This is a genomic window from Facklamia sp. P12955, assembly GCF_050409565.1.
In the GTDB taxonomy this organism is placed as follows: Bacteria; Bacillota; Bacilli; order Lactobacillales; family Aerococcaceae; genus Facklamia.
Window position 1 is genome coordinate 12847 of the sequence record NZ_JBNUPF010000005.1, and the last position, 23790, is coordinate 36636.

The window sequence follows — 23790 nt, forward strand, 5'->3', positions numbered from 1 at the left end:
GTGACTCTTATTAAAGCTAACTAGAAAAAAGTTGAAGCCTTTGGCTTTAATTGCCTTAGGCTTCAACTTTAGGAGTCTGTTGATTAGAAAGAGCTAAATCAATTAACTCATCAGTCAACCAATCGTTTTTAACTAATAAGGGGCCGTGAAAATAACTGCCAAAAGTATTGCGGTAATGGGTCCCTTCAGTTTGGTCTTTACCATTATTCCCATATCCTTGAATGACTTTTCCGAAAGCTTTTTGATTTTTTCCTAAATGAGTCACACCATTGTGGTTCTCGAACCCGATGAGTTCGCGCTTAAAATAGTCAGAATAGATTTTGGTATCACCGGTAAAGCGGTGGTTAATTTGTCTTTCAGTAAAATGGTCAAGAATACCAAGTCCCGGTAATTTTTCTCCTTTAGCATTAACATAATAATGACCTAAGAGTTGATAACCACCACAAATTGCTAGAACGACACCATCTTTTTCAATGAATTCTTGCAAACCAGGTCGGATGGATTGGATCTGTTTAGCAATTACCTTTTGCTCGTAATCTTGTCCACCACCAAAAAAGACTAAATCATAGGCAGTAGGATCAAAAGGGTCATCAATTGTTACCACTTCAGTTAATACATCCATCCCTCTTTTTTGGGCATGGTATTGAAGCATCAGTAAATTTCCATTATCACCATATGTATTAAGTAAATTACCATATAAGTGACAAATTCTAAAAGTTTTCATTCACTTCTTCCTCTCAATGATTTAGATAGCCCTGCTTTTTTAGTTCTTCTCTTAATTGAAGCATGGCAGTATAAGTTGCTAAAACATGAATGTTTTCTGTATTAGCTTGCTCAATCAGCTGGAAAATTTCTTCTATTGAGTGAGCTTTTTTAATTTGATTTTCATCAATTCCCGCAACAATAATTCGCTTGGTCAAATCATCTACTTTATCACCAGCGGTGATGACTTCAGCGACTGGCATGGTCTTTAATCGTTCATAATTACCGTCCCAAATCCATGAAACATCTGTCCCATCAGCATATTGATTATTTAGAATATTGACTAAAGTGAAGGGTTGATGATCAAAAGTAATCAGTTCTAGTACTTGATCTAAACCAACCGGATTTTTCACCAAATTAAGTAGAACCTTTTTGTCTTTTATTTGAATACTTTCTTGTCGACCAAATACTTTCTTAGCTTTTTCAAAAGCTTGTCGAATCTCACTATCATCTAACCCTAGCTCTCTAGTCAATGAATAAGCGGCTAAAGCATTATAAATATTATACTTACCAGCAACTGGTAAAGTGAAGGACTGGCCATTAATCGAAAATTGGGAGTGGGTAAGCGCCAGCTCATTAATTTGATCGACGGTATAAGTTAATTTGGGACGTTTAAAACCACAATGTTCGCAATAATATTTACCTAAATTAGCATAAGTAATCATTTTATAGGTTAGGATATGATCGCATATTGGGCAAAGTAAACCATCGGTATTATGATGCGGAACAATCCGTTCATCCTTTTGATGATCAAAACCAAAGAAAATTTTCTCATTTTCTATTTCTAATGAATTAAACATTGGTAGATCGCCGTTGGCAATAATTTTGGCTGTAGGCACACTTTTAGCAGCATTTTTTAATAAATCAAAAATAGTATGAAGCTCACCAAAACGATCCAACTGGTCGCGGAAAATATTTGTAAAAACAAAATACTCCGGTTGGATGGCTTTAACCACATGGCTTAAAGAGCCTTCATCGACTTCTAAAATGGCTATTCCTTTTTGGCCATCTTTTAAGCGAGGGGCTTGTAAAAACGTAGTTACTATTCCTTGATGCATATTTGATCCAGAGGGATTGGTAATGACTAAGGGCTCTACTTCTTTTAAAATTTCAACAATTAAAGAGGTTGTTAGCGTTTTTCCGTTTGTGCCAGTAACAACCACAACTTGATAATTGTTGGCTAATTCTTTTAAGAGATCGGGTTCTATAGTAAGGGCAATTTTTCCAGGTAAGGAGGACCCTCCTTGAGTGAATTTAGTTAATAAATAACGGCTTGTCTTTCCAATAATACGAGCGATTTGGCTACGTAATGGCATGCTACCACCTCAACTTTTCATAATATACAAGTAATATTATTCTATCAGTCCTCAAGTAAATTTGGAAGAAAGAATCTCTTTTGACAAGTGATAGGATGTGATAGAATAGAATAGTGTGTGAAGGATTGACTTTCTAAATAAAAATAACCTATTATGAATAGGTTGAATTAAACTACAGACAAGAGGAGCATGGTAATGGCTAAGTTTTATTTTAAATATGGAGCAATGAATTCAGGTAAATCAATAGAAATTATTAAAGTTGCTCATAACTATGAAGAACAAAACAAAGCTGTGCAAATCTATACTTCAGCAATAGATAACCGTGACGGGGTAGGAATTGTTTCTTCACGAACAGGTTTCAATCGACAAGCTATTCCGATTTCTGATGAGGATAACTTTTATGAAAAGATTAAGGCTTCTCACCAAAAAGACCGCCTTTTTTGTGTCTTGGTTGATGAGGCACAATTCTTAAAGAAACACCATATCATTGAATTAGCTAAGGTTGTCGATGAGTTAAATATTCCGGTCATGGCCTTTGGTTTGAAAAATGATTTTACCAATGAACTATTTGAAGGGTCAAAATATTTGCTCCTTTATGCTGATAAAATCGAAGAAATTAAAACAATTTGTTGGTTCTGTCATAAAAAAGCCACTATGAATTTAAGGTTTCTTGATGGTCAACCAGTTTATGAAGGAGACCAAATTCAAATAGGGGGCAATGAAGCTTATTTACCTGTTTGTCGTAAATGTTATAAAAACCCTGGAAAAATTTAAAAAAAGACTTTAATAAGTAGATTGAGGAGAATGTCATGTTTGAACAATTAGATCAATTAATCTTCCGTTTTGAGGAAGTAATCGAAATGATGAGTGATCCAGAAATTATATCTGATTCGGATCGATTAAGAAAGTTATCGATTGAGGAATCCGATTTAAGACCCAAGGTAGCTAAAATTCGTCGTTATAAACAAGTCAATGAAGAACTATCAGATACAGAAGAAATGTTAGCGGGCGATTTAGACCCTGATATGGCAGAATTAGCCAAGTTAGAACTTTCTGATTTGAAGGAAGAAAAAGATCAATTAGAAGAAGAAATTAAATTGATGATGTTGCCAGAAGATCCTAATGATGGCAAAAACATTATCATGGAAATTCGAGGAGCAGCCGGTGGGGATGAAGCACAACTATTTGCAGGGGATCTTTTAACCATGTACTCCAAGTTTGCTGAAGCCCAGGGCTGGAAAGTCGAACTAATGTCAGCCAATATTACAGGCATTGGAGGATATAAAGAAGTAACCTTAATGATTACAGGCGAAAAAGTCTACTCCAAACTAAAATTCGAAAACGGTGCACATAGAGTGCAACGTGTACCAGAAACCGAATCGCAAGGTCGGGTTCATACATCCACTGCTACAGTAGTGGTAATGCCTGAACAAGAGGAAATCGATTTTGATTTAGATGAAAATGATATCCGTGTGGATATTTATCATGCTTCTGGTGCTGGTGGACAGCACGTTAACAAGACAGCTTCAGCTGTTCGAATGACCCATATCCCAACAGGAGTTGTGGTAGCTATGCAAGATGAGCGATCACAATTAAAAAATAGAGAAAAAGCCATGAAAGTATTAAGAACACGTATTTACGATATTCTGCAGTCTGAAAAGCAAGAAGCTTTTGATTCTGAAAGAAAGTTGGCAGTAGGTACTGGAGACCGATCTGAACGAATTCGCACATATAATTATCCACAAAACCGTGTGACCGACCATCGGATTGGCTTAACCATTCAGCAACTCGATTCTATTATGCAAGGCAATATCGATGAAATCATTGATGCCCTTGTTGTATATGACCAAACGCAAAAGTTGGAGGAGCTCAATGGTCAAGGAGCATAAAGAACTAACTTTAAATGAAGCCCTCCAAAAGGCTTCATTTTTTTTGAATCAACACGGCCACGATGCAAATTTGGCGCGCTATTATTGGATGCAGTTGTTTGATTGGGATTTAAGTCAGACCGTCAAGTTTTTAAATCAACCGATTTCACAAGGTCTAGCCAGCCAATTTGATTCTGCTCTCCACCGGATAGTAAATGATGAACCGATACAGTATATTAGCGGCTACACTTATTTTATGGACCACAAATATCAGGTAAGTCCGGCTTGCTTGATCCCACGAGAAGAAACGGCTGGTTTAGTTGAAAAAGCGCTGGCTTATATGCGTCAGCTGCCTCCAGGCAAAGTAATCGATTTAGGAACCGGTTCAGGCATAATTGCTATTGAATTAAAGAAAGCTTTACCAACTTGGGAAGTATATGCTAGTGATTTCTCACAAGCAACCCTTCAACTAGCTAAGAAAAATGCTAATGACCATCAAGTGAATATTCAATTTGTCCATTCAGACTTGATGCAAGCCTTTAAGCCAGATTTTCAATTTGATGTATTCGTTTCTAATCCACCATATATTGCTCAAAGTGAGTTGGATTTAATGGATGCTTCTGTAAAAAAATATGAACCACAATCCGCCTTGTTTGCGGAAGATGAAGGTTTAGCCATTTATAAAGCTTTAGCTAAGCAATTACCTTCACACTTAAAACCAAGAGCCGGTGTTTTTTTTGAAATAGGTTTTGCCCAAGGACTGGCTGTTAAGACGATATTGCAAGACGCTTTTCCAGCGGCTTTTATTCAAATTGGACGTGATTTTGCGGGTAAAGATCGATATGTATCTTTGATGCGAGAGGAGGATTTAAATGAAGACTCTAATTTTTGATAAGCAAAGCTTGCCTCAAGCAGCAGAACTACTAAAAAAGGGGGAATTAATCGCTTTTCCAACCGAAACGGTTTATGGATTAGGGGCTATTGCCACAAATCCAGTAGCTGTGGCAAAAGTCTTTAAAGCAAAGGGCCGTCCTAATGACAACCCCTTAATCGTGCATGTTGCCAATCAAGATCAAGTTGAAGAACTAGTGAATGAAATCTCCCCCATCGCTCAATCATTGATGGATAGTTTCTGGCCGGGACCTTTAACGATTATTTTTCCACTTAAAAAAGGCAAAGTAGCTGATAACGTGACTGGCGGTAAGCAAAGCGTAGCTATTCGGATGCCTAATCAGTCTCTCACCTTAGAATTAATTGACTTAGTGGGAACCCCACTAGTAGGTCCGTCAGCAAATCTATCTGGCAAACCAAGTCCGACGAGCTTGGCGCATGTACTACATGATTTTAGAGGTGTAATTGCTGGAATTCTAAATAATGGCCAAGCTTTAACGGAGGTGGGTATTGAGTCGACAGTTGTCTATCCCCATGAGGATAGAGTGGATGTTTTACGACCAGGCCATATCACGCCTAGTCAGATTCAAGCTAAAACAGCCTGTCCTGTTCAGATTGTTTCTGAAAAAATGCAATTGGCTAACTTAAATGTAGCTTCCCCAGGAGTCAAATATCGTCATTATAGTCCCAAACAACCGGTTTACCTGATAGCATTTCCGAGAAAAATAGAAGAATGGGTTGAATTAGTCAATAAAGAATCGATGAAGATAGGTATTTTGGCTGATAATGCTATTATTGATGGTTTGAAAGAACGGCCCCAGGTTGTCGATAGTTATTCATTGGGTCAACCGAATGACTGGCAGAGCGCTTCACAACATTTATTTTCTGGACTTAGGGCTCTAGAAAAAGGTCCGGCAGAGAAAATTTATGTTCAAGGATTAGAAAATGATGAGAAAACACTTGCTTTCATGAATAGGGTTACGAAAGCGTCGTCATTTATGTTATAATTAAGCTACAACTAAATGTTGTAACTATTTTTTTGGAGGGTGTATATATGTCAAATATTAATGCAGAAGTTTTTGAGGTAATTGAAAAAGAACGCCAACGTCAAACGCATGGTATCGAATTAATTGCTTCAGAAAACTTTGTATCTGAAGATGTTATGAAGGTTCAAGGGTCAATCCTAACCAATAAATATGCTGAAGGATATCCAGGACGTCGTTATTATGGTGGGTGTGAATACGTAGACATCCTAGAACAATTAGCAATTGATCGTGCCAAAGAATTATTTGGCGCAACTTATGTTAACGTTCAACCTCACTCAGGTTCTTCAGCTAACTTAGCTGTTTACCGTGCCTTCTTAGAACCAGGAGATAAAGTATTAGGTATGGACTTATCTCAAGGTGGGCACTTGACTCACGGTTCACCAGTTAACTTCTCTGGTCAATCATATCATATGTTAGCTTATGGTCTTGATGAAAATGAACAGCTAGACTATGACACTTTAGAAAAAATTGCGCGTGAAGAGAAGCCAAAAATGATTATTGCGGGTGCTTCTGCCTACTCACGTACAATCGACTTTGAAAGATTTGCAAAGATTGCTAAAGAAGTTGGCGCTATTTTAATGGTTGATATGGCGCATATCGCTGGTTTAGTAGCGGCTGGTTTACATCCAAATCCACTTCCTTACGCGGATGTAGTTACAACTACTACTCACAAGACTTTAAGAGGTCCTCGTGGTGGCATGATCTTAACTGCTAAAGAAGAATATGGTAAGAAATTAAACTCTGCTATCTTCCCAGGAATCCAAGGAGGACCTTTAGAGCACGTTATTGCAGCTAAAGCAGTTGCCTTTGGTGAAGCTTTACAACCTGAATTTAAAGAGTATGCGCAACAAGTTATTAAGAATGCTGCTGCTATGGCAGAAGTATTTAACGAGAGTGGCTTACGCGTTATCTCAGGTGGTACAGATAACCACTTAATGTTATTAGACTTAACAAGCTTTGATGTTTCTGGTAAGTGGGCACAAAACCGTTTAGAAGAAGTTGCAATCACTGTTAATAAGAACTCTATTCCAAATGACCAACGTTCATTTGTTGAAACATCAGGTATCCGTGTGGGAACACCAGCAATTACTTCAAGAGGTATTAAAGAAGATCAAGCACGTGAAATTGCTGAAATTATTGTTAAGGCTCTTAAAGCCGAAGAGTCTGAACTTGCTGAACTACGTAAGCAAGCAGAAGCAATTGTAGCTGACAAGCCTCTTAACGCTTATCACTAAGATACCTTAGATTAGGAGGAAAAAGAATGGCAAAATTTACGGTAGTTGATCATCCCTTAATTCAACATAAACTAACCATTATTCGCGATAAGAACGCTTCAACTAAAGTGTTTCGTGAAGTAACCAATGAGATTGCTATGTTGATGGCTTATGAAATCACACGCGACCTACCGCTTGAAGAAGTTGAAATTGAAACACCACTAGCTGTTACTAAGCAAAAACAAATTGCTGGTAAGAAAATGGCTATTGTTCCAATTCTTCGTGCAGGATTAGGTATGGTAGACGGAATTTTATCTTTGGTCCCCGCTGCTCGCGTGGGTCACATTGGTTTGTATCGTGAGCATGATACATTAGAGATTGTTGAATATTTTGCTAAGCTTCCTCTTGATATTAAAGATCGCCAAGTATTTGTAGTCGATCCAATGTTAGCTACAGGAGGATCTGCCATTTCGGCTCTTAAACAATTAACTGAGAAATATGGCGTTGATAAGCAGCACATTACATTCGTATGTTTAGTGGCTGCTCCTGAAGGAGTGAAGGCTTTGCAAGAAGCTTTTCCAACTGTTGATATCTTCACAGCTGCCTTGGATGAGCGCTTAAATGAGAATTCCTATATTCTACCAGGACTTGGTGATGCTGGTGACCGTATCTTCGGGACTAAATAATTTTTAAATTACTTGCACAGGTAGATTTTTCTACCTGTGTTTTTTTATGAGGAGCATTTAATGACACTTAAGAAATTTTACCGTCAATCATTACAGGAAAGACGTTTAAATATTTCCCCTTATTTAGAAAATAAGATGGATTTTCCTATATTAGATGAAAAAAGAGCCAATCAGATGATTGAAAACTATCTCTACACTTATGGCCTTCCAATGGGGATATTACCGACTATTCAAGTGAACAAAAAGGACTACATAGTTCCGATGGTAACAGAAGAACCATCGGTAATAGCTGCGGCATCCAATGGCGCCAAACATTTGGGTAATATTAAAGCGCATTTAGACCGTAAAACGATTAAAGGACAAATTGTTTTAACTGATTGGACAGAAGCTGAAGCGAAACAAGCTCTTAACAAGCATAAAGAGGGGTGGTTGAGCTTTGCTAAAAAAGTAGCTTATCGGATGGTAGAAAGAGGAGGGGGACCTTTAGATATTGAGTATTCGGCTTATCATAGCAATCAGACGCTCTACCATTCCTATTATCTACTATTTGACCCTTGTGAAGCTATGGGAGCCAACTCTTTAAATACCGTTTTGGAAGCATTAGCCTTTGAGATAAAAAAAGATATTGGTGGCAAGGTTTTAATGGCAATTCTTTCAAATTACAATCCACAAAATTTTGTTAAGGTGGAAGCGACTCTTTCTATTGAGCGTATAGATATAAATTTAGATAGAGCCCATCCTATTGCCCAAAAAATTGCTATGGCTAGTGACTATGCCCAATTGGATCCTTACCGTGCCACAACTCATAATAAAGGGATTATGAATGGAGTGGATGCGGTTTTGATTGCTACAGGAAATGATTGGCGTGCGGTAGAAGCGAGTGTTCATGCCTTTGCATGTAAAGAAGGAAAATATCGAGGTTTAAGTCAGTGGTTTTATGATTCTAAGAAGGCCGAATTGAGCGGACATATGGACATTCCTCTTCCAGTCGCTACGGTGGGGGGGACCTTATCCATTCATCCAATGGCAAAGTGGTCTTTAAATTTAATGGGAAATCCTAATGCTTTAGAGTTAGCTCAAGTTGTTGCTTCTGTCGGTTTAGCCCAAAACTTTGCAGCCTTAAAAGCCATCGTATCCGAAGGTATACAAAAGGGTCATATGGGATTGCAGGCTCGTAGCTTAGCGATACAAGTGGGAGCCAAAGCCGATGAAATCGACCTATTAGTTAAATTGTTAAAAGTAAGAGAAAGCTTTAACTCTCAGATTGCAAGGGATTTACTAGACAAAATGAGAAATTCGTAAGATAATGTCTATTATGATTGAAAAAACTGAGGAGGGAATTAATGAAAACAAAAGTTGGAATCGACCGTATTCATTTTTATATACCACCCCAATATGTAGACATGGAGGAATTAGCTCAAGCAAGAGATATTGATCCAGCAAAATTTACAATTGGAATCGGCCAAAGTCAAATGGCTGTCACGGATTACAAACAAGATATTGTTACATTGGCCATTAATGCAGCGTTACCAATTATTTCAAAAGAAGATCGGGACTTAATTGACCAAGTGATTGTAGCTACTGAATCGTCTTTTGATTATTCTAAAGCAGCTTCAATATATTTGCACCAAGCATTAAAGATTAACCGTTTTGCACGCTCCTATGAAATCAAAGAGGCATGTTATGCAGGAACGGCAGCTTTACAAGCGGCTGTTGACTATGTGCGCTTAAGACCCGAAAGAAAGGTGTTAGTCGTTACAACCGATATTGCTCGATATGGTCTAGCGTCTTCTGGAGAAGCGACTCAAGGAGCAGGAGCAGTGGCTATGTTAATAACTGCTGATCCAGCGATTTTAGCTATTGAAGAAGAAAGCATTGCTTATACTGACAATCAATTTGATTTTTGGCGACCACAATACGACATATATCCACGTGTAGACGGTAAGTTTTCTACCAATCTATATAATCAGACCTTTTTGAATATTATGGAAGAAGTAGGTAAGCGTAAACCGGATTTTTGGGATGCTTATCAAGTACAATTGTTCCATTTACCATTTACCAAAATGGGTCGTAAGGCGATTAAAAACTATCGTCAGTATTTAAATGATTCAACAAATACACTCAAAGATGTAGATCAGAAGTTGAAGGCTTTAGACCGTTTTGATAATCATTACGATCACGCTGTTCAATATTCAAGACATATTGGCAACATTTATACTGGCTCACTTTACCTAGGCTTAATTTCACTTTTAGTTCATGATCAAAGTCTTAAAAAAGGCGATAAGATTTCCCTATTTTCTTATGGTTCAGGTGCGGTTGCTGAATGTTTTTTTGGAGCATTACAGCCAGGTTTTAGAGAGGCTATACTCTTGAATGAAATTGAAGCAATGTTCCAGAAACGTCGAAAGTTAAGCATTGAGGAATATGAAAAGCTATACTTAGAAGCCATTGAGCCTAGTGACGAAATAATTGAATTTGATCCAAGCGTTCATGAAGGAGAGTTTTATTTGGCTAAGATTGATAACCATCGACGTTATTATCTACAAAATGCTAGTCATCAAAATGACTTTAAAAAGTAATAAATAGATTTCATACTGTCAAAGATTAGCAGGATAGCTTTTTTATTGTGAAAAGTTAAGCCCTATTTCTTTTTGATAGTATTTTTGCTTTATAGTCATTTTACTTACTTCTTATTTATGCTATGATGATTACGAACATGAAAGGGTGATTTAAATGTATGCAATTATAAATGGTATGGCAGTACTGTTTTTTCGCATTTTCTTTGTCATCCTAGCCTATATGGCTCTGTCAAAAGTTAATTGGAGGAGTGTTTTACAGCCTCAACACCAAGCAATGGACCGATACCTATGTATTTTATGTAGTATTGGCTTGGGCTATTTGACAAGTTCGTTTTTTATAACAATCATTGAAACCTTACGTCTACTATTGATGTCAGCGTTTCTCTAATCATGTGTATAAGTCTCTCGCCTACTCCAAAGCGATAGTCTTCAAAAGGGGATTCATTTAAAATGGAAGAAATTATTGTACAAGGTGGCAACCGTTTGGAGGGTACAGTCAAGGTTGAAGGTGCTAAGAATGCAGTTTTACCAATTCTGGCAGCTTCTATTTTGGCGTCGAAAGGAATTACACGACTAAGTAATGTGCCTGTTTTATCAGACGTTTTAACAATGAACGAATTGCTAAAGAATATTGACCTAGAGACTAAATTCAATCAAGCGAATAATCAGATGACGCTCGATGCGACAGGTCGGGTTAAAACTATGGCGGACTATGACTTTGTTAGTAAAATGCGCGCTTCGATCGTTGTAATGGGACCAATGTTAGCACGTTTTGGTCATGCGCGTGTGGCCATGCCAGGCGGTTGTGCAATCGGTACACGTCCCATTGATTTGCACCTAAAAGGATTTGAAGCATTAGGAGCTACTATTGAAAATGCAGCAGGATATGTTGAAGCAAAAGCAGACCAGTTAATCGGAGCCAATATTTACCTGGATTTCCCTTCGGTGGGAGCCACTGAAAATATTATGATGGCTGCTGTTTTAGCTAAAGGCGAAACAGTGATTGAAAATGTTGCTAGAGAACCAGAGATTGTTGACTTAGCTAACTTTTTAAATAAAATGGGTGCTAAAGTTTCAGGTGCTGGAACGGAGACAATACGTATCGAAGGTGTTTCAGAACTTTTGGCTACGGACTATGAAGTTATGCCAGATCGTATCGAAGCCGGTACTTTTATGGTAGCGGCTGCTGTGACTAATGGAGATGTCATGATTGAAGGAGCGATTGCTCATCACAACAAACCGCTAATTAGTAAGTTGCAAGAAATGGGCGTTGTTTTTGAAGTGTTTGATTCTTCGCTAAGGGTAATTGGTCCCAAGGTTTTGAAACCCACAGATATTAAAACCATGCCTTATCCAGGCTTTCCAACGGATATGCAGGCACAAATGTCGATTGCTCAATTATTAGCTAAGGGAGACTCAGCACTTTCTGAAACCGTTTTTGAAAATCGATTCATGCACTTTGAAGAATTGCGTCGAATGAGCGCTGATTTCAAAATTGAACGCCAAACAGTTGTAATGTACGGACCTGCAGAATTATCAGGTGCCCAGGTTAAAGCGACAGACCTTCGTGCGGCAGCTGCTCTTATTATTGCAGGACTTACTGCTAAAGGATTGACAAGGGTTTCTGAGTTGAAATATCTTGATCGTGGTTATTACCTCTTCCATGAAAAGCTAGCTCGCTTAGGAGCAAACATCGAACGTGTTAATATCCAGCCAATTCCATCCATTCAAAATAAACCAGCTGTAAAAGCTGTGTTTGCTTAACTATCATCCAGAAAGGATGAGTATAATGGCTAGAGATATAGGTATTGATTTAGGAACAACCAATGTATTAATCCATCTTAAAGGCCGAGGAATCATTTTAAATGAGCCCGCAGTGATTGCTGTAGATCAATCGACTCAAGAAGTAATGGCAGTGGGACGAGAAGCTTATGAAATGCGGGGTAGAGTGCCAAAGTCTCTTGAAGTTATACAACCTTTAAAAGGTGGAGTGGTATCAGACTATGACTTAACCGAAGCCATGCTTCTTCACTTTTTCAAGCGCGCACACATTCGACGTGGCTTGAGAAAGGCAAATGTTTTAATTTCAACGCCAACCAATGTAAGTGAAATAGAACAACTTTCACTATTCGAGGCAGTTCAAAAAGTTACTTCGGGTAGGGTTCGAGTAGAAGTTGAACCGATGGTAGCGGCTATCGGTTCGGGCCTAGATGTTTTATCAGCCAAAGGAAGTATGATTGTAGATATTGGTGGAGGAACGACGGATATAGCAATTATTGCTTCAGGTGAAATTCTTCACGCAGAATCGATTAAGATAGCTGGTGATGACTTTGATGAAGCAATTATCCAGTATTTTAAGGACCATTACCAACTACTCATTGGGATCCAATCAGCTGAGAGGATAAAAATGCAACTTGCCTGTGCTAAAAAGGTGGATGGAAGAGATGTTCATAACCAAGAGTTAAAGGGGCGCGATCTTGTTACAGGATTACCAAAAGCAATTAATGTTGACTCTAACGATTTACATCGGGCATTAAAAGATTTATTAGATCAAATAGTGAGAACAATACGCAGAGTGATTGAACAAGCTTCTCCAGAAATAATCGCAGATATCCATGATCAAGGACTGGTTATTACAGGCGGGGGCGCTATGATCCAAGATCTAGATTTGTTAATCACTGAGCAGATAAAAGTCTCAGCTATTCCTTCTGACCAACCCATGAATGCAGTAGCATTAGGAACTGGTATAATGATGGATTGGGTCGAATCCGGTTTAATTGATCCAAACAAAAATAATAAAAAACCAAGTAAGCCAAATTTCTTTATGAGATTGTGGCAATCCATTTGGAAATAAACTAGGGGTGAATAAATGGCAGAGAAGTTAAAATATTTAGAATATCCACTATTTAAACAAGTTATGAAAGGGATCTTCAAAGTTTTTTTCTTTATCATCCTTTTAATTATTGTCTTTGGAATGGGTTTAGTTATCGGTTACGCTGTTTTAGGAGACGGAAATTATTGGGAAGTATTTAATCAAGATACCTGGTTGCATTTATTGACATTTATTGAATAATATTAAAAGGAAATATTCATTAGAGGAAAGAAGGGATACTTTGCAGACAAGTGATTTTTCTGTATTTGAGTTATTGCTTTATATCATTCCTCTAACTATGATTTTTTTAATTAAAAAATATGGGAGACCTTATTTAACCTATTTTAAAAATTGGCCTATAACATTAGCCATTTGTTTATTACCCACTTTATTGGTTTTAATATACGGTTTTGGCTGGTTAATTTTTGGTTTTAATGTGCTACCATTTATTATTTTATTTTCTTCTTTTGCAATCGGTGTTCAATTACATAAATATATACAAGAAATCGACCATTTCTATTTTAAGCAATTTTATTTGCCTGCAAGTGAATTACTTTTTTATTTCTTGGTTTTTTATTTAGTGGGAATGATTATTTTAAGATGGTGGACGATTTTTTTCTAATTACCCCACCACTTTTTTAATAGCTTTAAATGATCATAATATCAAGCTTTAACAGGTTTTGCTTTCTAGCAAAACCTGTTTTTTTATTCAATTTTGTCTATAAGGTGGTGAAAAGTGGGAGTATGTGGTAAAATTAATCTAACTTAGGAGAGGAGTGTGAACAAGTCGTGTTAATGGGAGAATATCAACATAATATCGATTCCAAAGGCCGCTTGATCATGCCTGCTAAGTTTCGTCCAGAACTAGGTTCGACTTTTATAGTAACTAGAGGTCTGGATGGCTGTTTATTTGGCTACCCCATGAATGCATGGGAAACAATTGAAGAAAAATTAAAACAATTACCTCTAGCTAAAAAAGACGCACGTAAGTTTACTCGTTTTTTCTATTCGGCTGCCACCGAAGTAGAAATCGATAAGCAAGGACGGATAAATTTACCAAAAAATCTTATAGAGTTCGCTAAGATTGATAAGGAATGTCGTGTGATTGGCGTATCAGACCGTATCGAGATTTGGAGCAGTGAGCTTTGGGAAGATTTTGCAGAGGATGCTGAGGAAAATTTTGAAAATATTGCAGAAGAAATGATTGATTTTGGATTTTAAAATAACGAGGTGACAATATGTCCTTTGAGCACGAAACAGTTTTACTAAAGGAAACAATTGATGGTTTAGAAGTGAATCCCAATGGAATTTATGTTGATTGTACATTGGGTGGCGCTGGACATGCTCAATACTTATTAAGCCTTCTTTCAGACCGTGGAAAATTATTGGCATTTGACCAAGATCTTATGGCAATTAATAATGCTAAAGTAACTTTAAAAGAGCAATTATCCCAAGGAAAAATAACTTTTTTTGAAAGAAATTTTCGTGATTTAGAAGTCGCCTTATCGGAGCAATCAATTCACCTAATTGATGGGATTTACTATGATTTGGGAGTATCTTCACCACAATTAGATATTGCGGAAAGAGGGTTCTCCTATCATCAAGAAGCAAGGCTAGATATGCGAATGGACCAAAGGCAAGAGCTCGATGCTTATGAAGTAGTAAATACTTGGGATTATAATGATTTGGTGCGTATTATCTTCCGGTATGGTGAAGAAAAATTTGCTAAAAGAATTGCAAGAAATATTGAACAAAGTCGTAAAAAACAAGCAATTGAAACAACTACTCAATTAGCAGAGATTATTAAAGAAGCGATTCCTGCCGCGACACGTCGGACCGGTGGACATCCAGCTAAGCGAGCTTTTCAAGCCATTCGAATAGCTGTTAACGATGAGCTTGGCGCAGTCGAAAGTTCAATTGAACAGGGGTTAAAACTGTTAAAAGTAGGTGGCAGGATGGCAGTTATTACCTTCCATTCCTTAGAAGATCGATTGGTTAAACAAATGTTTAAGCAAGTATCCACCTTACCAGAAACACCTAGAAATTTACCTGTTTTAAGTAATCAACAAGCAGATTATCGAATAGTTAATCGAAAACCGATACTACCTTCAAAAGAAGAGTTAAAGAATAACAATCGTTCAAGATCAGCAAAATTAAGAATTATTGAAAGAATTAGTATGTAGTATTGAGGAGGATAGCGATTGTGACTGAAAGTTATCAAAGAAGAAATTATTATAATAAAGACCAAGCCCAATCGCTAGTCGGTCAATCTACTGATACGTTTGATGGCTCAGCAGTCCGAAAGATTGAAGAGTGGGAACTTTCCCATCAATCTGATTGGTTTGATAATGAAGATAGGAGATCAAAAAGGCAAACGATTATAACGAATCGAAACTTAGCATTGCTAGGTATTTTTATAATGGTTAGCTGTTGCTTTGCGAGTCTTTATATTCATTGGCAAGTCAACCAGGTTAACCAAAGGATTCAAGAGATCCAGTTGGAAGAGGCTGAGCTTGTCAAAGAAACAGAAATGTTAATGGTTGAAAAGGCTGAAAACTTAAAGTATAAAAATATTGAGCTTGTAGCAGAAGCCAACGGTATGAAAGCAGAAATGGATCGCGTAAAGGATATCGATCAAAATGACTAATAATAATGCGAATAATAATCAAGGGATGAATTTGTTTTTTTTAGCTATCATTGTAATTTTAATCGGTTTAGTAATGATTGGTCGAATGGCACAAATAGCTTTATTCAAACAAGTAAATGGTGTTAATTTAACTAAACTAGAAATGCAAGTAGACAATAGAAGTAGTATTGCTAAAGCAAAAAGAGGCACAATTTATGATCAGTTTGGTCAGCCTATTGCAATGGATACTACTTCTTATTCTATGTACGCTGTTCTAGATGCTGATTGGGCAGAAGGTGAAACGGTTAAAGACATTGATTATACGGCGACCATTCTTGCTAAATATATCGATATGCCGAAAGAAAAAATATGGACGCAATTAAATAATGATAATGTCAATCAAGTTGAGTTTGGCTCAGCTTCTAAAAACATATCAGCACAGACAAAATTAGCAATTGAAGCTGAAAACTTACCGGGAATCTTTTTCACTAGTCAGGTGAGCCGTTATTATTTCAATGACTACTTTGCCTCTCACTTAATAGGTTATGCAGAAGTTAATGAAAGTAACCAAGAAGGTTCTCAATCAAGTTTAGTTGGAGCCATGGGTATTGAAGCGGCATTTGATGATATATTATCGAGTGGGAAATCAAGCAAAAATTCAACTGACCTTCAATTGGCTAATGATATCTATTTAACTTTAGATAGTCGTATCCAAAATCAGACCGAGACTATTCTAGATAAGATTTTTAAGAAATATCAACCTGAGTCAATGGGGGCTTACTTGGTTGAATTAGAAACTGGTAAATTATTAACCTCAGCTCAAAGACCTTCATTTAATTTAAATACCAGAGAAGGAATCGACTCTCTTTGGCAGAATTTGTTAGTTGAAACAGCTAACGAACCAGGATCAACTGTTAAGATTTTGACCATGGCTAAAGCAAAAGAAATGGGTGTTTATCAACCGGGAGAAACGTTCTTATCGGGTATGGTAAAAGTGTTTGATCGTGAAGTAAGAGACCATAACCAATTCGGTTGGGGACAAATTTCATTTGAAGATGGCTTCATTCGCTCTTCAAATGTGGCAATGGTCGAATTAGTGAATCGTATGGGAGACCAAGTTTGGACTGAAGAATTAAAAAAATTTGGTTTTGGCGTTAGCACAAATAGTAAACTAGCGAATGAAAATCCGGGTTCACTCGATTTCACTAACCCTACATCACGAATAATGTCTGGCTTTGGCCAAGCATTTTCAGCTACACCGATGCAACTTTTACAAGCTTATAGTGCGGTTGCTAACAAAGGGCAAATGATGAAAATTCAATATATTGATCATATTGATAAAAGCGGACAAAGCTATCAAAAACAAAACTTAGGGCAAGTTATTGAACCTGAAGTAACTTTCTATATTATTGACTTGATGACTAAAGCGGTTGAGGATCAAAATGGGACTTCAAGACCTTTTAAATCTGACATAGTCAGAGTGGCGGCAAAAACCGGAACGGCTCAAATTGCTAATGAAGAGGGAACAGGCTATCTAACGGGACAAAACGACTATTTTTATTCAGTCATCAGTTTCTTTCCTGTTGAAGAACCTAAATACATGTTATATTTATTTATTAAAAGGCCACAAAATGACTATGGTATTTATGGAACTCAGATGCTGTCCGAAGTTTTTCATCCAATGTTAGAGTCTATATTAATCAAGCAGTAGAGAGAAGGAAATGAAATGCGATTAAATAAACTAATATCAGTTTTAATTAACTACGAACTTTTAGGTGATTTAGATCTTAATAAAGAAATATACGATCTGACCAATGACAGTCGAAAGCTAACTGAAAATGCTGCCTTTATCGCTATAAAAGGTGAAAGGTTTGATGGCCATTCAGTAATTGATCAGCTGATGAAAGAAAACATTTCACTGATAGTAGCCGAAGAATTCTCTTCTAAACAAATAGAAAAGGCTTTGAATAAAAAAATAACGCTAGTCAAAGTCCCTTCAACTTATCGAGCGCAAGCAATACTATCTCATCAATTTTTCGGTCAACCATCTAGCCAGCTTCCTCTAGTAGCGGTTACTGGGACTAACGGAAAAACGACCACCACACATTTGATTTCTCAATTTTTAGAATTATTGAATCATAAGACAGGTGTGATAGGCACCCTGCATTACAAAATTGGCGAGCGTCTGCTTCCGGCTATTAATACAACGCCAGAAGCAGTTAGTTTACAAAAGTATTATAAGTCGATGGTCGAGGAGGGTTGCAGTGATATCATAATTGAGGCCTCTTCTCACGCTTTGTCCTTAGGCCGTCTTTGGTATACCGATGTGGACTGTGCAATTTTTACTAACCTAACTCGAGAACACTTGGATTTTCATAAAACTATGGACAATTATGCTTATGCTAAGAGTTTGCTCTTTGCACAATTGGGACAGAGTTTTCACCATCAAAAACCAAGACTAGCGATTATTAATCAAGATGATCCTTATGCAGATGTAATGAGTCGAGCTACTGGGGCGGTTGTAATTACTTATAGTATGAAAGATCCTCAGGCCACAGTTTATGTGGATGAGCTGACGACAGAAGCTTCAATACAAAAATTCAAGCTTCACTATCAAGCTAGAACTTATCCAGTTGCTTTATCGATGATTGGTGCTTATAATGTTATGAATTATTTAGCAGCCTTTTTGTGTCTGGTAGTTTATTATGGCTATTCAGCTGAACAAATAGTTGATTTGACACCTAGATTAAAAGGTATCACTGGAAGAATGCAAGTTATTGATAAGGGTCAAGATTATCGAGTGGTGATTGATTTTGCACATACACCAGATGCTTTAGAAAATGTCTTAAGTGAATTAAAAGAAACCTCAAACGGAAAATTAAGAGTAATGTTTGGGCATTCCGGAGGTAATAGAGATTCGGCTGCTCGACCTGATTTGGGCGATATTTTATTTAAGTGGGCGGATCATATTGTATTTACGGCAGATAATCCTCGAAATGAACCCATTAAAAAGATTGTTTCTGAAATGGTAAGAGATCATCAAGAAGTTCCTTATGATTTAATTGAAGATCGAAAAAAAGCCATTCATTATTTAGTAAATCATGCCGAAGCTAATGATACACTTCTTTTTGCTGGTAAGGGAGGAGAGGCTTATCAAGTAATTGGTGATGATTATATACCTTATGATGAGGTTGCGATTGTAGAAGAGGAGTTAGAAAACAAATGGAAAAGATGATGCAGTTATTAATGGCTTTTATTAGTTCAGGCCTCTTAACCCTGGCTTTAGTGCCCCTTTTTATCCGTTTATTCTTAAATAAGAAAATGGGACAAGCTATTCGGCAAGAAGGCCCTTCATGGCACCAAGTAAAAACAGGTACTCCCACTATGGGAGGAACGGTGTTTATTGCAGTATCTATAATGATTACTTTGATGTTTGGCTGGCTATTTAATCTACTAGATGCCAATCTCTTGATGATTGTGCTAACTTGGTTATTTTTTGGTGGCATTGGGTTTGCCGATGATTTTATATCTATTTTCACCGGTAAAAATGAAGGGCTAACTGCTAAACAAAAATTTCTATTACAGCTTTTATTTTCTGGTATCGTCGTTCTAGCGGGTTATGTTTTAGGTAAAAGATTTGTATTGCCTATTTTCTCTTTGGAAATTAACTATTTAATAGTTGTAATAGCTTTTGCCTTCTTTTGGATTACTGGTTTTTCCAATGCTGTTAACTTAACCGATGGATTAGACGGTTTAGCCACAGGGTTAAATATCATTGCCTATGGAGCCTACTTTATGTTGGCTATTCGCCTAGAGCAAGCATCCGTTGCTATGGCTTGCTTAATTGTTACAGCAAGCCTTTTATTTTTTTTAATATTTAATCGCAAACCTGCTCAAATTTTCATGGGGGATGTGGGTTCGCTAGCTTTAGGGGCAGGATTAGCAATTATTTCAATACTTTTAAACAACCCATGGTCCCTATTAATCATCGGCATGGTTTTTGTAATAGAAACTTTATCTGTTATCTTACAAGTTGTTTCTTTCAAGACCAGAGGAAAGCGGATCTTTAAGATGTCACCCATTCACCATCACTTTGAAATGATTGGCTGGTCTGAAGAGCTAGTCGTGCTTGTTTTTTGGACAGTAGGATTACTTGCTAGCTTACTCTATTTCATTTTATAATAGGCATAATAAGCGAGAAAGTGTGAAAACAAATGACAAATAAATACGCTGGCCAACATATTCTAGTTATGGGTTATGCCCTAACTGGCAAGAGTGTTGTGAATTACTTACAAAAAGAAAACGCAAAAATTACGCTCAATGACCGAGGGGACCTTTCTCAGGACCCGTCGGTTAATTTGCTATTAAAGTCAGGAGTTAGAGTAGTGGATAAGGGACACCCACTCGAAATATTAGAAGGAATTGACTTTATCGTTAAGACACCTGGGATACCTTATTCATTAGAGCTTATTCAAGAAGCTGAGCATCGTGGGATACCTATTTATACGGATGTTGAGCTAGCATATCGTGAAAGTCTAGCGCCTATTATTGGCATTACAGGCTCTAATGGAAAAACAACCACGACTTGCTTAGCCCACCATCTTCTAGAAGGTTCATGGAAAGGTAAAGTTGAATTAGCAGGAAACGTGGGCGTACCGTCAATTGAAGTGGCTCAAGAAGTAAATGAAACGGACTTAATCGTAATGGAACTATCTTCTTTCCAATTAATGGGTATCCATTCATTTCATCCACATATTGCGGTTTTTACCAATATTCATTCAGCACATTTAGATTACCACGGAACCAGGCAAGACTATATTGCAGCAAAATTAAAACTGATTCAGCAAATGACCGAGAGAGATTATTTAATTTATAATGCCGATCAAGCTGAACTTGAAGAATGGTTGAAGCATTCTCCAGCGATAAAGGTTCCGTTTTCTCGTCACAAACAAGTAAAAGCGGGTGCCTATATTAAAAATCATTCTTTTTATTTTCGAGGTCAAGAAGTCGCTTTAATCGAGCAGTTTAATCTGCCTGGCCAGCATAATTTAGAAAACGCGCTAGCCGCAATTGCTATTGCAAAAATTCAAGGGGTAGATAATACAGCTATTCAAGAAAAATTAGCAAACTTTACTGGTATTCGTCACCGTATCCAAGCTCTGGGTACAATCAAGGGGATTGAATTTTATAATGACTCCAAAGCAACCAATACGGCTGCAACCATTACAGCCCTTAAAAGTTTTGACCAAGACATCATTTATATTGGTGGGGGTCTAGATCGTGGAAATGATTTTCAGGACTTAATACCTTATTTAAACAAAGTGAAAGCAGCCTTTTTATACGGTGAATCGAGAGAAAAAATGGCAAAAGATTTTAGACAAGCTAAAATCGAAACAATCAATTTATTTGAAAATTTAGACCAAGCGAGTCAAGCAGCGATTGCTTATGCTAAAGAAGGACAAATTGTTTTGTTTTCACCAGCATGTGCTTCTTGGGATCAATTTAAGAATTATGAAATTAGAGGTGATCGGTTTATCGAGCAGGTCGAGTCTTTTAAAAGTGCATCAAAATAAAGGAGAAAGAAATGAATAAAGTGAAACGAATTGTTCTTTCGGGTGGTGGAACCGGAGGGCACATTTATCCAGCATTAGCTTTGTATCGAGTATTGAAAGAACGATCCGATGTGGAAGTGCTTTATATTGGAACACAAAGAGGATTGGAGTCGAAAATTGTTCCTCGAGCGGGAATACCTTTTAAAGCAGTCGAAATTACAGGTTTAAAAAGGTCAATTAGTATAGATAATTTAAAATTAATCTTTAAAATGTTTCATTCTACTCATAAGGCAAAGCAAATGATCCGTGATTTTCAACCGGACATTGTACTTGGAACAGGTGGGTATGTGTGTGGACCTGTTTTATTAGCTGCCAGTATGCTTAAAGTTCCGACTATTATTCATGAGCAAAATTCAGTAGCAGGAATTACGAATAAATTTTTAGCTCGTTTTGTTAATAAAATTGCTGTTTGTTTTGAAGAAGCGAGCCATCAATTTGGCAAAAACCAAAATAAAGTAGTTTTAACAGGAAACCCTAGAGGGCAAGAAGTGATATCGACACCGGCAATGCCTCACTGTTTGTCTGAACAATTTGAGTTAAAAGATAATCAACCGACAGTCTTAATTTTTGGAGGCTCTCGTGGAGCACCAGCTATTAATCAAGCAGGAATTGAGTCGCTGGATAAATGGTTAAGCGCTAATTATCAAGTGATTATTGCAACGGGACAAAATCACTTCCAAGAACTGAATGAAGAGATGGTTGAAGAAATTAATCAGAGTAATAATGTTCGAATCGTTCCATATATCGATAATATGCCAAGTGTTTTTCAAGCTATTAATTTGGTTGTTTGTCGAGCTGGAGCAACAACTTTAACTGAGTTAACAGCTCTTGGCTTGCCAAGTATTTTAATACCTAGTCCCTATGTAACAGATAATCATCAAGAACATAATGCCTTATCTTTAGTAAATAACAAGGCGGCTGTTATGATAAAGGAGTCAAAGCTTAGTGGACAGTCTTTATATCAAGAAGTTAGCCAATTAATGGTGGCCCCTGAAGATTTAAAAGTAATGGGTCAGGCGGCTAAAAGCATGGGAATTACGGATGCAAGTGATCGAATCATTCAAATGATGAACGAGATGGTATAACTATTTTAAAAGAGAGGAGGAATAGGGATGGTTAATTACCGGTTACCAGATAAGAACCAGAATCGGCAGAATAAAAGGACAATTTCAGAAAGAAATAATCAGCCAGTAACAGCCCCTATGGGGAATTATCGTTTGGATTCTCAAGGTAAACCTATTCTTCCGACTTCTTTTGAACATTCGTTTAATCAAGAGCGTTTAAATCGATCCAATATATATTCCTTAAATGATTATCGAGATAGTCAACAGCTTGATTATTACAATAGCTCGATGAATGAGCCTTATTATCGAGTAAGGTCTTCACAAAATTATCGTATAGACGCTAATTCTCAAGAGTCATTTGTTTTTAAAAATAGACAAGATGGTCAAAGAATAACCCCTCATAATCCCACTCCTAGTTATTGGTTAGATAGATTACCAAGTAAAGAAGTATTGTTAAAAGGGTTTCCTAAAGGAAAGAGAAAAATTTTTATTCTCTATTTAATTATTTACAGTTTAATGGTTTGGTCTGGATGGCAAATGTTACCTTATGATAATGTTAATACACTAAGTGTTTCGGGCAATCAAATCCTTCAGAGTGAGTCAATTCTCAATGGAGTTAAGATTCATTCGATGGATAAGGCAAAAGATATTTTAAAATGGCGCAAAGAAATTGAAGACCATATACTCACTAACAATCCTTTATTGGAGGATGTTCGTATTCAGCGCGACGATTGGAAGGCAATAAACATTATTGTTAAAGAACAAAAAATTGTTGGTATTTACTCTAGCAATGGTAAAAATTATGCGCTGATGAGTAAAGGTTATACTTCAGATGAAGCTGTTATTCAAAATCAATTAATTGCTGAACAAATGGCTCAACTTCCTCTAATTGAAGGGGAGTTTTCAGAAACAGCACTTAAACAACTTGCTATTGCTTTAGATCAGTTCGACACAAGCATTTTAGAAAGGGTTGAGAAAATAACACCTTCTTCCAAACCAGGTAAAGAGGGATATATCGAAATCAAGATGAAGGATGGTAATCTCATAAAAGCAGTGAGTTCAACAGTAGTGGAAAAAATAAATTATTATCCTAAAATGTTAGAACAACTCAACAATCGTAAAGGAATTATTGATCTTGAAGTGGGAGCTTATTTTACGCCTATGGCAAATGAAACTAATTCAGTCAAGCTTAATAATAATTAAGATAAGTATGATTACGAATTGATAACAAGGACTTCTTTTAATTTCATTGGC

At 37.0% G+C, this 23790-nt stretch carries 24 protein-coding genes; 22 read left to right on the plus strand and 2 right to left on the minus strand.

The genetic code is table 11. The features are described from left to right. Nucleotides 1-55: 55 nt before the first annotated feature. Nucleotides 56-724, minus strand: a complete 669-nt coding sequence (locus ACQV2G_RS02055) for a type 1 glutamine amidotransferase (RefSeq protein ID WP_428875999.1) — start codon at nucleotides 722-724, stop codon at nucleotides 56-58. A gap of 13 nt (nucleotides 725-737) precedes the next feature. Beyond that, nucleotides 738-2078 carry a MurT ligase domain-containing protein gene (locus tag ACQV2G_RS02060; RefSeq protein ID WP_428876000.1) on the minus strand — a complete coding sequence of 447 codons (1341 nt, stop codon included), beginning with the start codon at nucleotides 2076-2078 and terminating at the stop codon, nucleotides 738-740. Nucleotides 2079-2273: 195 nt separating this feature from the next. On the opposite strand from ACQV2G_RS02060, the gene ACQV2G_RS02065 reads away from it, so the two are divergent. The 22 genes from ACQV2G_RS02065 (at nucleotide 2274) to ACQV2G_RS02170 (ending at nucleotide 23739) form a co-directional block, all read left to right on the plus strand. Then, complete coding sequence (locus tag ACQV2G_RS02065; protein WP_428873852.1) at nucleotides 2274-2852, plus strand: thymidine kinase; 579 nt, start codon at nucleotides 2274-2276, stop codon at nucleotides 2850-2852. Between the two features lie 35 nt (nucleotides 2853-2887). Further along, complete coding sequence (gene prfA / locus ACQV2G_RS02070; RefSeq protein ID WP_428876001.1) at nucleotides 2888-3967, plus strand: peptide chain release factor 1; 1080 nt, start codon at nucleotides 2888-2890, stop codon at nucleotides 3965-3967. Next, nucleotides 3951-4838, plus strand: coding sequence for a peptide chain release factor N(5)-glutamine methyltransferase (gene prmC / locus ACQV2G_RS02075; protein WP_428876002.1), 888 nt, complete (start codon nucleotides 3951-3953; stop codon nucleotides 4836-4838). Before prfA ends, prmC begins: the two co-directional genes overlap by 17 nt. Next, the gene (locus tag ACQV2G_RS02080) at nucleotides 4819-5844 is read left to right on the plus strand and encodes an L-threonylcarbamoyladenylate synthase (RefSeq protein WP_428876003.1); all 1026 of its coding nucleotides are present in this window, start codon (nucleotides 4819-4821) and stop codon (nucleotides 5842-5844) included. Before prmC ends, ACQV2G_RS02080 begins: the two co-directional genes overlap by 20 nt. A 47-nt stretch (nucleotides 5845-5891) precedes the next feature. Next, on the plus strand, nucleotides 5892-7118 hold the full coding sequence (glyA, locus tag ACQV2G_RS02085) for a serine hydroxymethyltransferase (protein ID WP_428873856.1): 1227 nt from the start codon (nucleotides 5892-5894) through the stop codon (nucleotides 7116-7118). Between the two features lie 26 nt (nucleotides 7119-7144). Further along, on the plus strand, nucleotides 7145-7783 hold the full coding sequence (gene upp, locus ACQV2G_RS02090; protein WP_428873857.1) for a uracil phosphoribosyltransferase: 639 nt from the start codon (nucleotides 7145-7147) through the stop codon (nucleotides 7781-7783). A 60-nt stretch (nucleotides 7784-7843) separates the two neighbouring features. Further along, nucleotides 7844-9085: a hydroxymethylglutaryl-CoA reductase, degradative gene (locus ACQV2G_RS02095; RefSeq protein ID WP_428876004.1), complete on the plus strand. Its 1242-nt coding sequence runs from the start codon at nucleotides 7844-7846 to the stop codon at nucleotides 9083-9085. Nucleotides 9086-9126: 41 nt separating this feature from the next. Continuing rightward, nucleotides 9127-10362: a hydroxymethylglutaryl-CoA synthase gene (locus tag ACQV2G_RS02100; RefSeq protein ID WP_428876006.1), complete on the plus strand. Its 1236-nt coding sequence runs from the start codon at nucleotides 9127-9129 to the stop codon at nucleotides 10360-10362. Nucleotides 10363-10582: 220 nt separating this feature from the next. Beyond that, nucleotides 10583-10750, plus strand: a complete 168-nt coding sequence (locus tag ACQV2G_RS02105) for a DUF1146 family protein (RefSeq protein ID WP_428873896.1) — start codon at nucleotides 10583-10585, stop codon at nucleotides 10748-10750. Between the two features lie 62 nt (nucleotides 10751-10812). Then, complete coding sequence (gene murA / locus ACQV2G_RS02110) at nucleotides 10813-12126, plus strand: UDP-N-acetylglucosamine 1-carboxyvinyltransferase (protein ID WP_428873860.1); 1314 nt, start codon at nucleotides 10813-10815, stop codon at nucleotides 12124-12126. Between the two features lie 25 nt (nucleotides 12127-12151). Further along, entirely contained in the window at nucleotides 12152-13216 is a 1065-nt protein-coding gene (locus tag ACQV2G_RS02115; protein WP_428873861.1) for a rod shape-determining protein, read from the plus strand. 15 nt (nucleotides 13217-13231) lie between these two features. Next, nucleotides 13232-13435 carry a DNA-directed RNA polymerase subunit beta gene (locus ACQV2G_RS02120; protein WP_428874971.1) on the plus strand — a complete coding sequence of 68 codons (204 nt, stop codon included), beginning with the start codon at nucleotides 13232-13234 and terminating at the stop codon, nucleotides 13433-13435. Nucleotides 13436-13475: 40 nt separating this feature from the next. Then, entirely contained in the window at nucleotides 13476-13856 is a 381-nt protein-coding gene (locus ACQV2G_RS02125) for a hypothetical protein (protein WP_428874972.1), read from the plus strand. 173 nt (nucleotides 13857-14029) lie between these two features. Continuing rightward, nucleotides 14030-14455, plus strand: a complete 426-nt coding sequence (gene mraZ / locus ACQV2G_RS02130) for a division/cell wall cluster transcriptional repressor MraZ (protein WP_428873897.1) — start codon at nucleotides 14030-14032, stop codon at nucleotides 14453-14455. 17 nt (nucleotides 14456-14472) lie between these two features. Continuing rightward, on the plus strand, nucleotides 14473-15417 hold the full coding sequence (gene rsmH, locus ACQV2G_RS02135; protein WP_428873864.1) for a 16S rRNA (cytosine(1402)-N(4))-methyltransferase RsmH: 945 nt from the start codon (nucleotides 14473-14475) through the stop codon (nucleotides 15415-15417). A 20-nt stretch (nucleotides 15418-15437) separates the two neighbouring features. Continuing rightward, nucleotides 15438-15881: a hypothetical protein gene (locus tag ACQV2G_RS02140; RefSeq protein ID WP_428874974.1), complete on the plus strand. Its 444-nt coding sequence runs from the start codon at nucleotides 15438-15440 to the stop codon at nucleotides 15879-15881. Next, the gene (locus ACQV2G_RS02145; RefSeq protein WP_428876008.1) at nucleotides 15874-17571 is read left to right on the plus strand and encodes a peptidoglycan D,D-transpeptidase FtsI family protein; all 1698 of its coding nucleotides are present in this window, start codon (nucleotides 15874-15876) and stop codon (nucleotides 17569-17571) included. Before ACQV2G_RS02140 ends, ACQV2G_RS02145 begins: the two co-directional genes overlap by 8 nt. 15 nt (nucleotides 17572-17586) lie before the next feature. Then, on the plus strand, nucleotides 17587-19095 hold the full coding sequence (locus ACQV2G_RS02150) for a UDP-N-acetylmuramoyl-L-alanyl-D-glutamate--2,6-diaminopimelate ligase (protein WP_428873867.1): 1509 nt from the start codon (nucleotides 17587-17589) through the stop codon (nucleotides 19093-19095). Then, nucleotides 19083-20042, plus strand: a complete 960-nt coding sequence (mraY, locus tag ACQV2G_RS02155; protein ID WP_428876010.1) for a phospho-N-acetylmuramoyl-pentapeptide-transferase — start codon at nucleotides 19083-19085, stop codon at nucleotides 20040-20042. The genes ACQV2G_RS02150 and mraY overlap by 13 nt, the downstream gene beginning before the upstream one ends. A gap of 32 nt (nucleotides 20043-20074) precedes the next feature. Then, nucleotides 20075-21433, plus strand: a complete 1359-nt coding sequence (gene murD / locus ACQV2G_RS02160; protein ID WP_428876012.1) for a UDP-N-acetylmuramoyl-L-alanine--D-glutamate ligase — start codon at nucleotides 20075-20077, stop codon at nucleotides 21431-21433. Nucleotides 21434-21444: 11 nt separating this feature from the next. Then, nucleotides 21445-22557, plus strand: coding sequence for an undecaprenyldiphospho-muramoylpentapeptide beta-N-acetylglucosaminyltransferase (murG, locus tag ACQV2G_RS02165; protein ID WP_428873870.1), 1113 nt, complete (start codon nucleotides 21445-21447; stop codon nucleotides 22555-22557). 27 nt (nucleotides 22558-22584) lie between these two features. Continuing rightward, on the plus strand, nucleotides 22585-23739 hold the full coding sequence (locus ACQV2G_RS02170) for a cell division protein FtsQ/DivIB (RefSeq protein ID WP_428876014.1): 1155 nt from the start codon (nucleotides 22585-22587) through the stop codon (nucleotides 23737-23739). Nucleotides 23740-23790 lie beyond the last annotated feature (51 nt).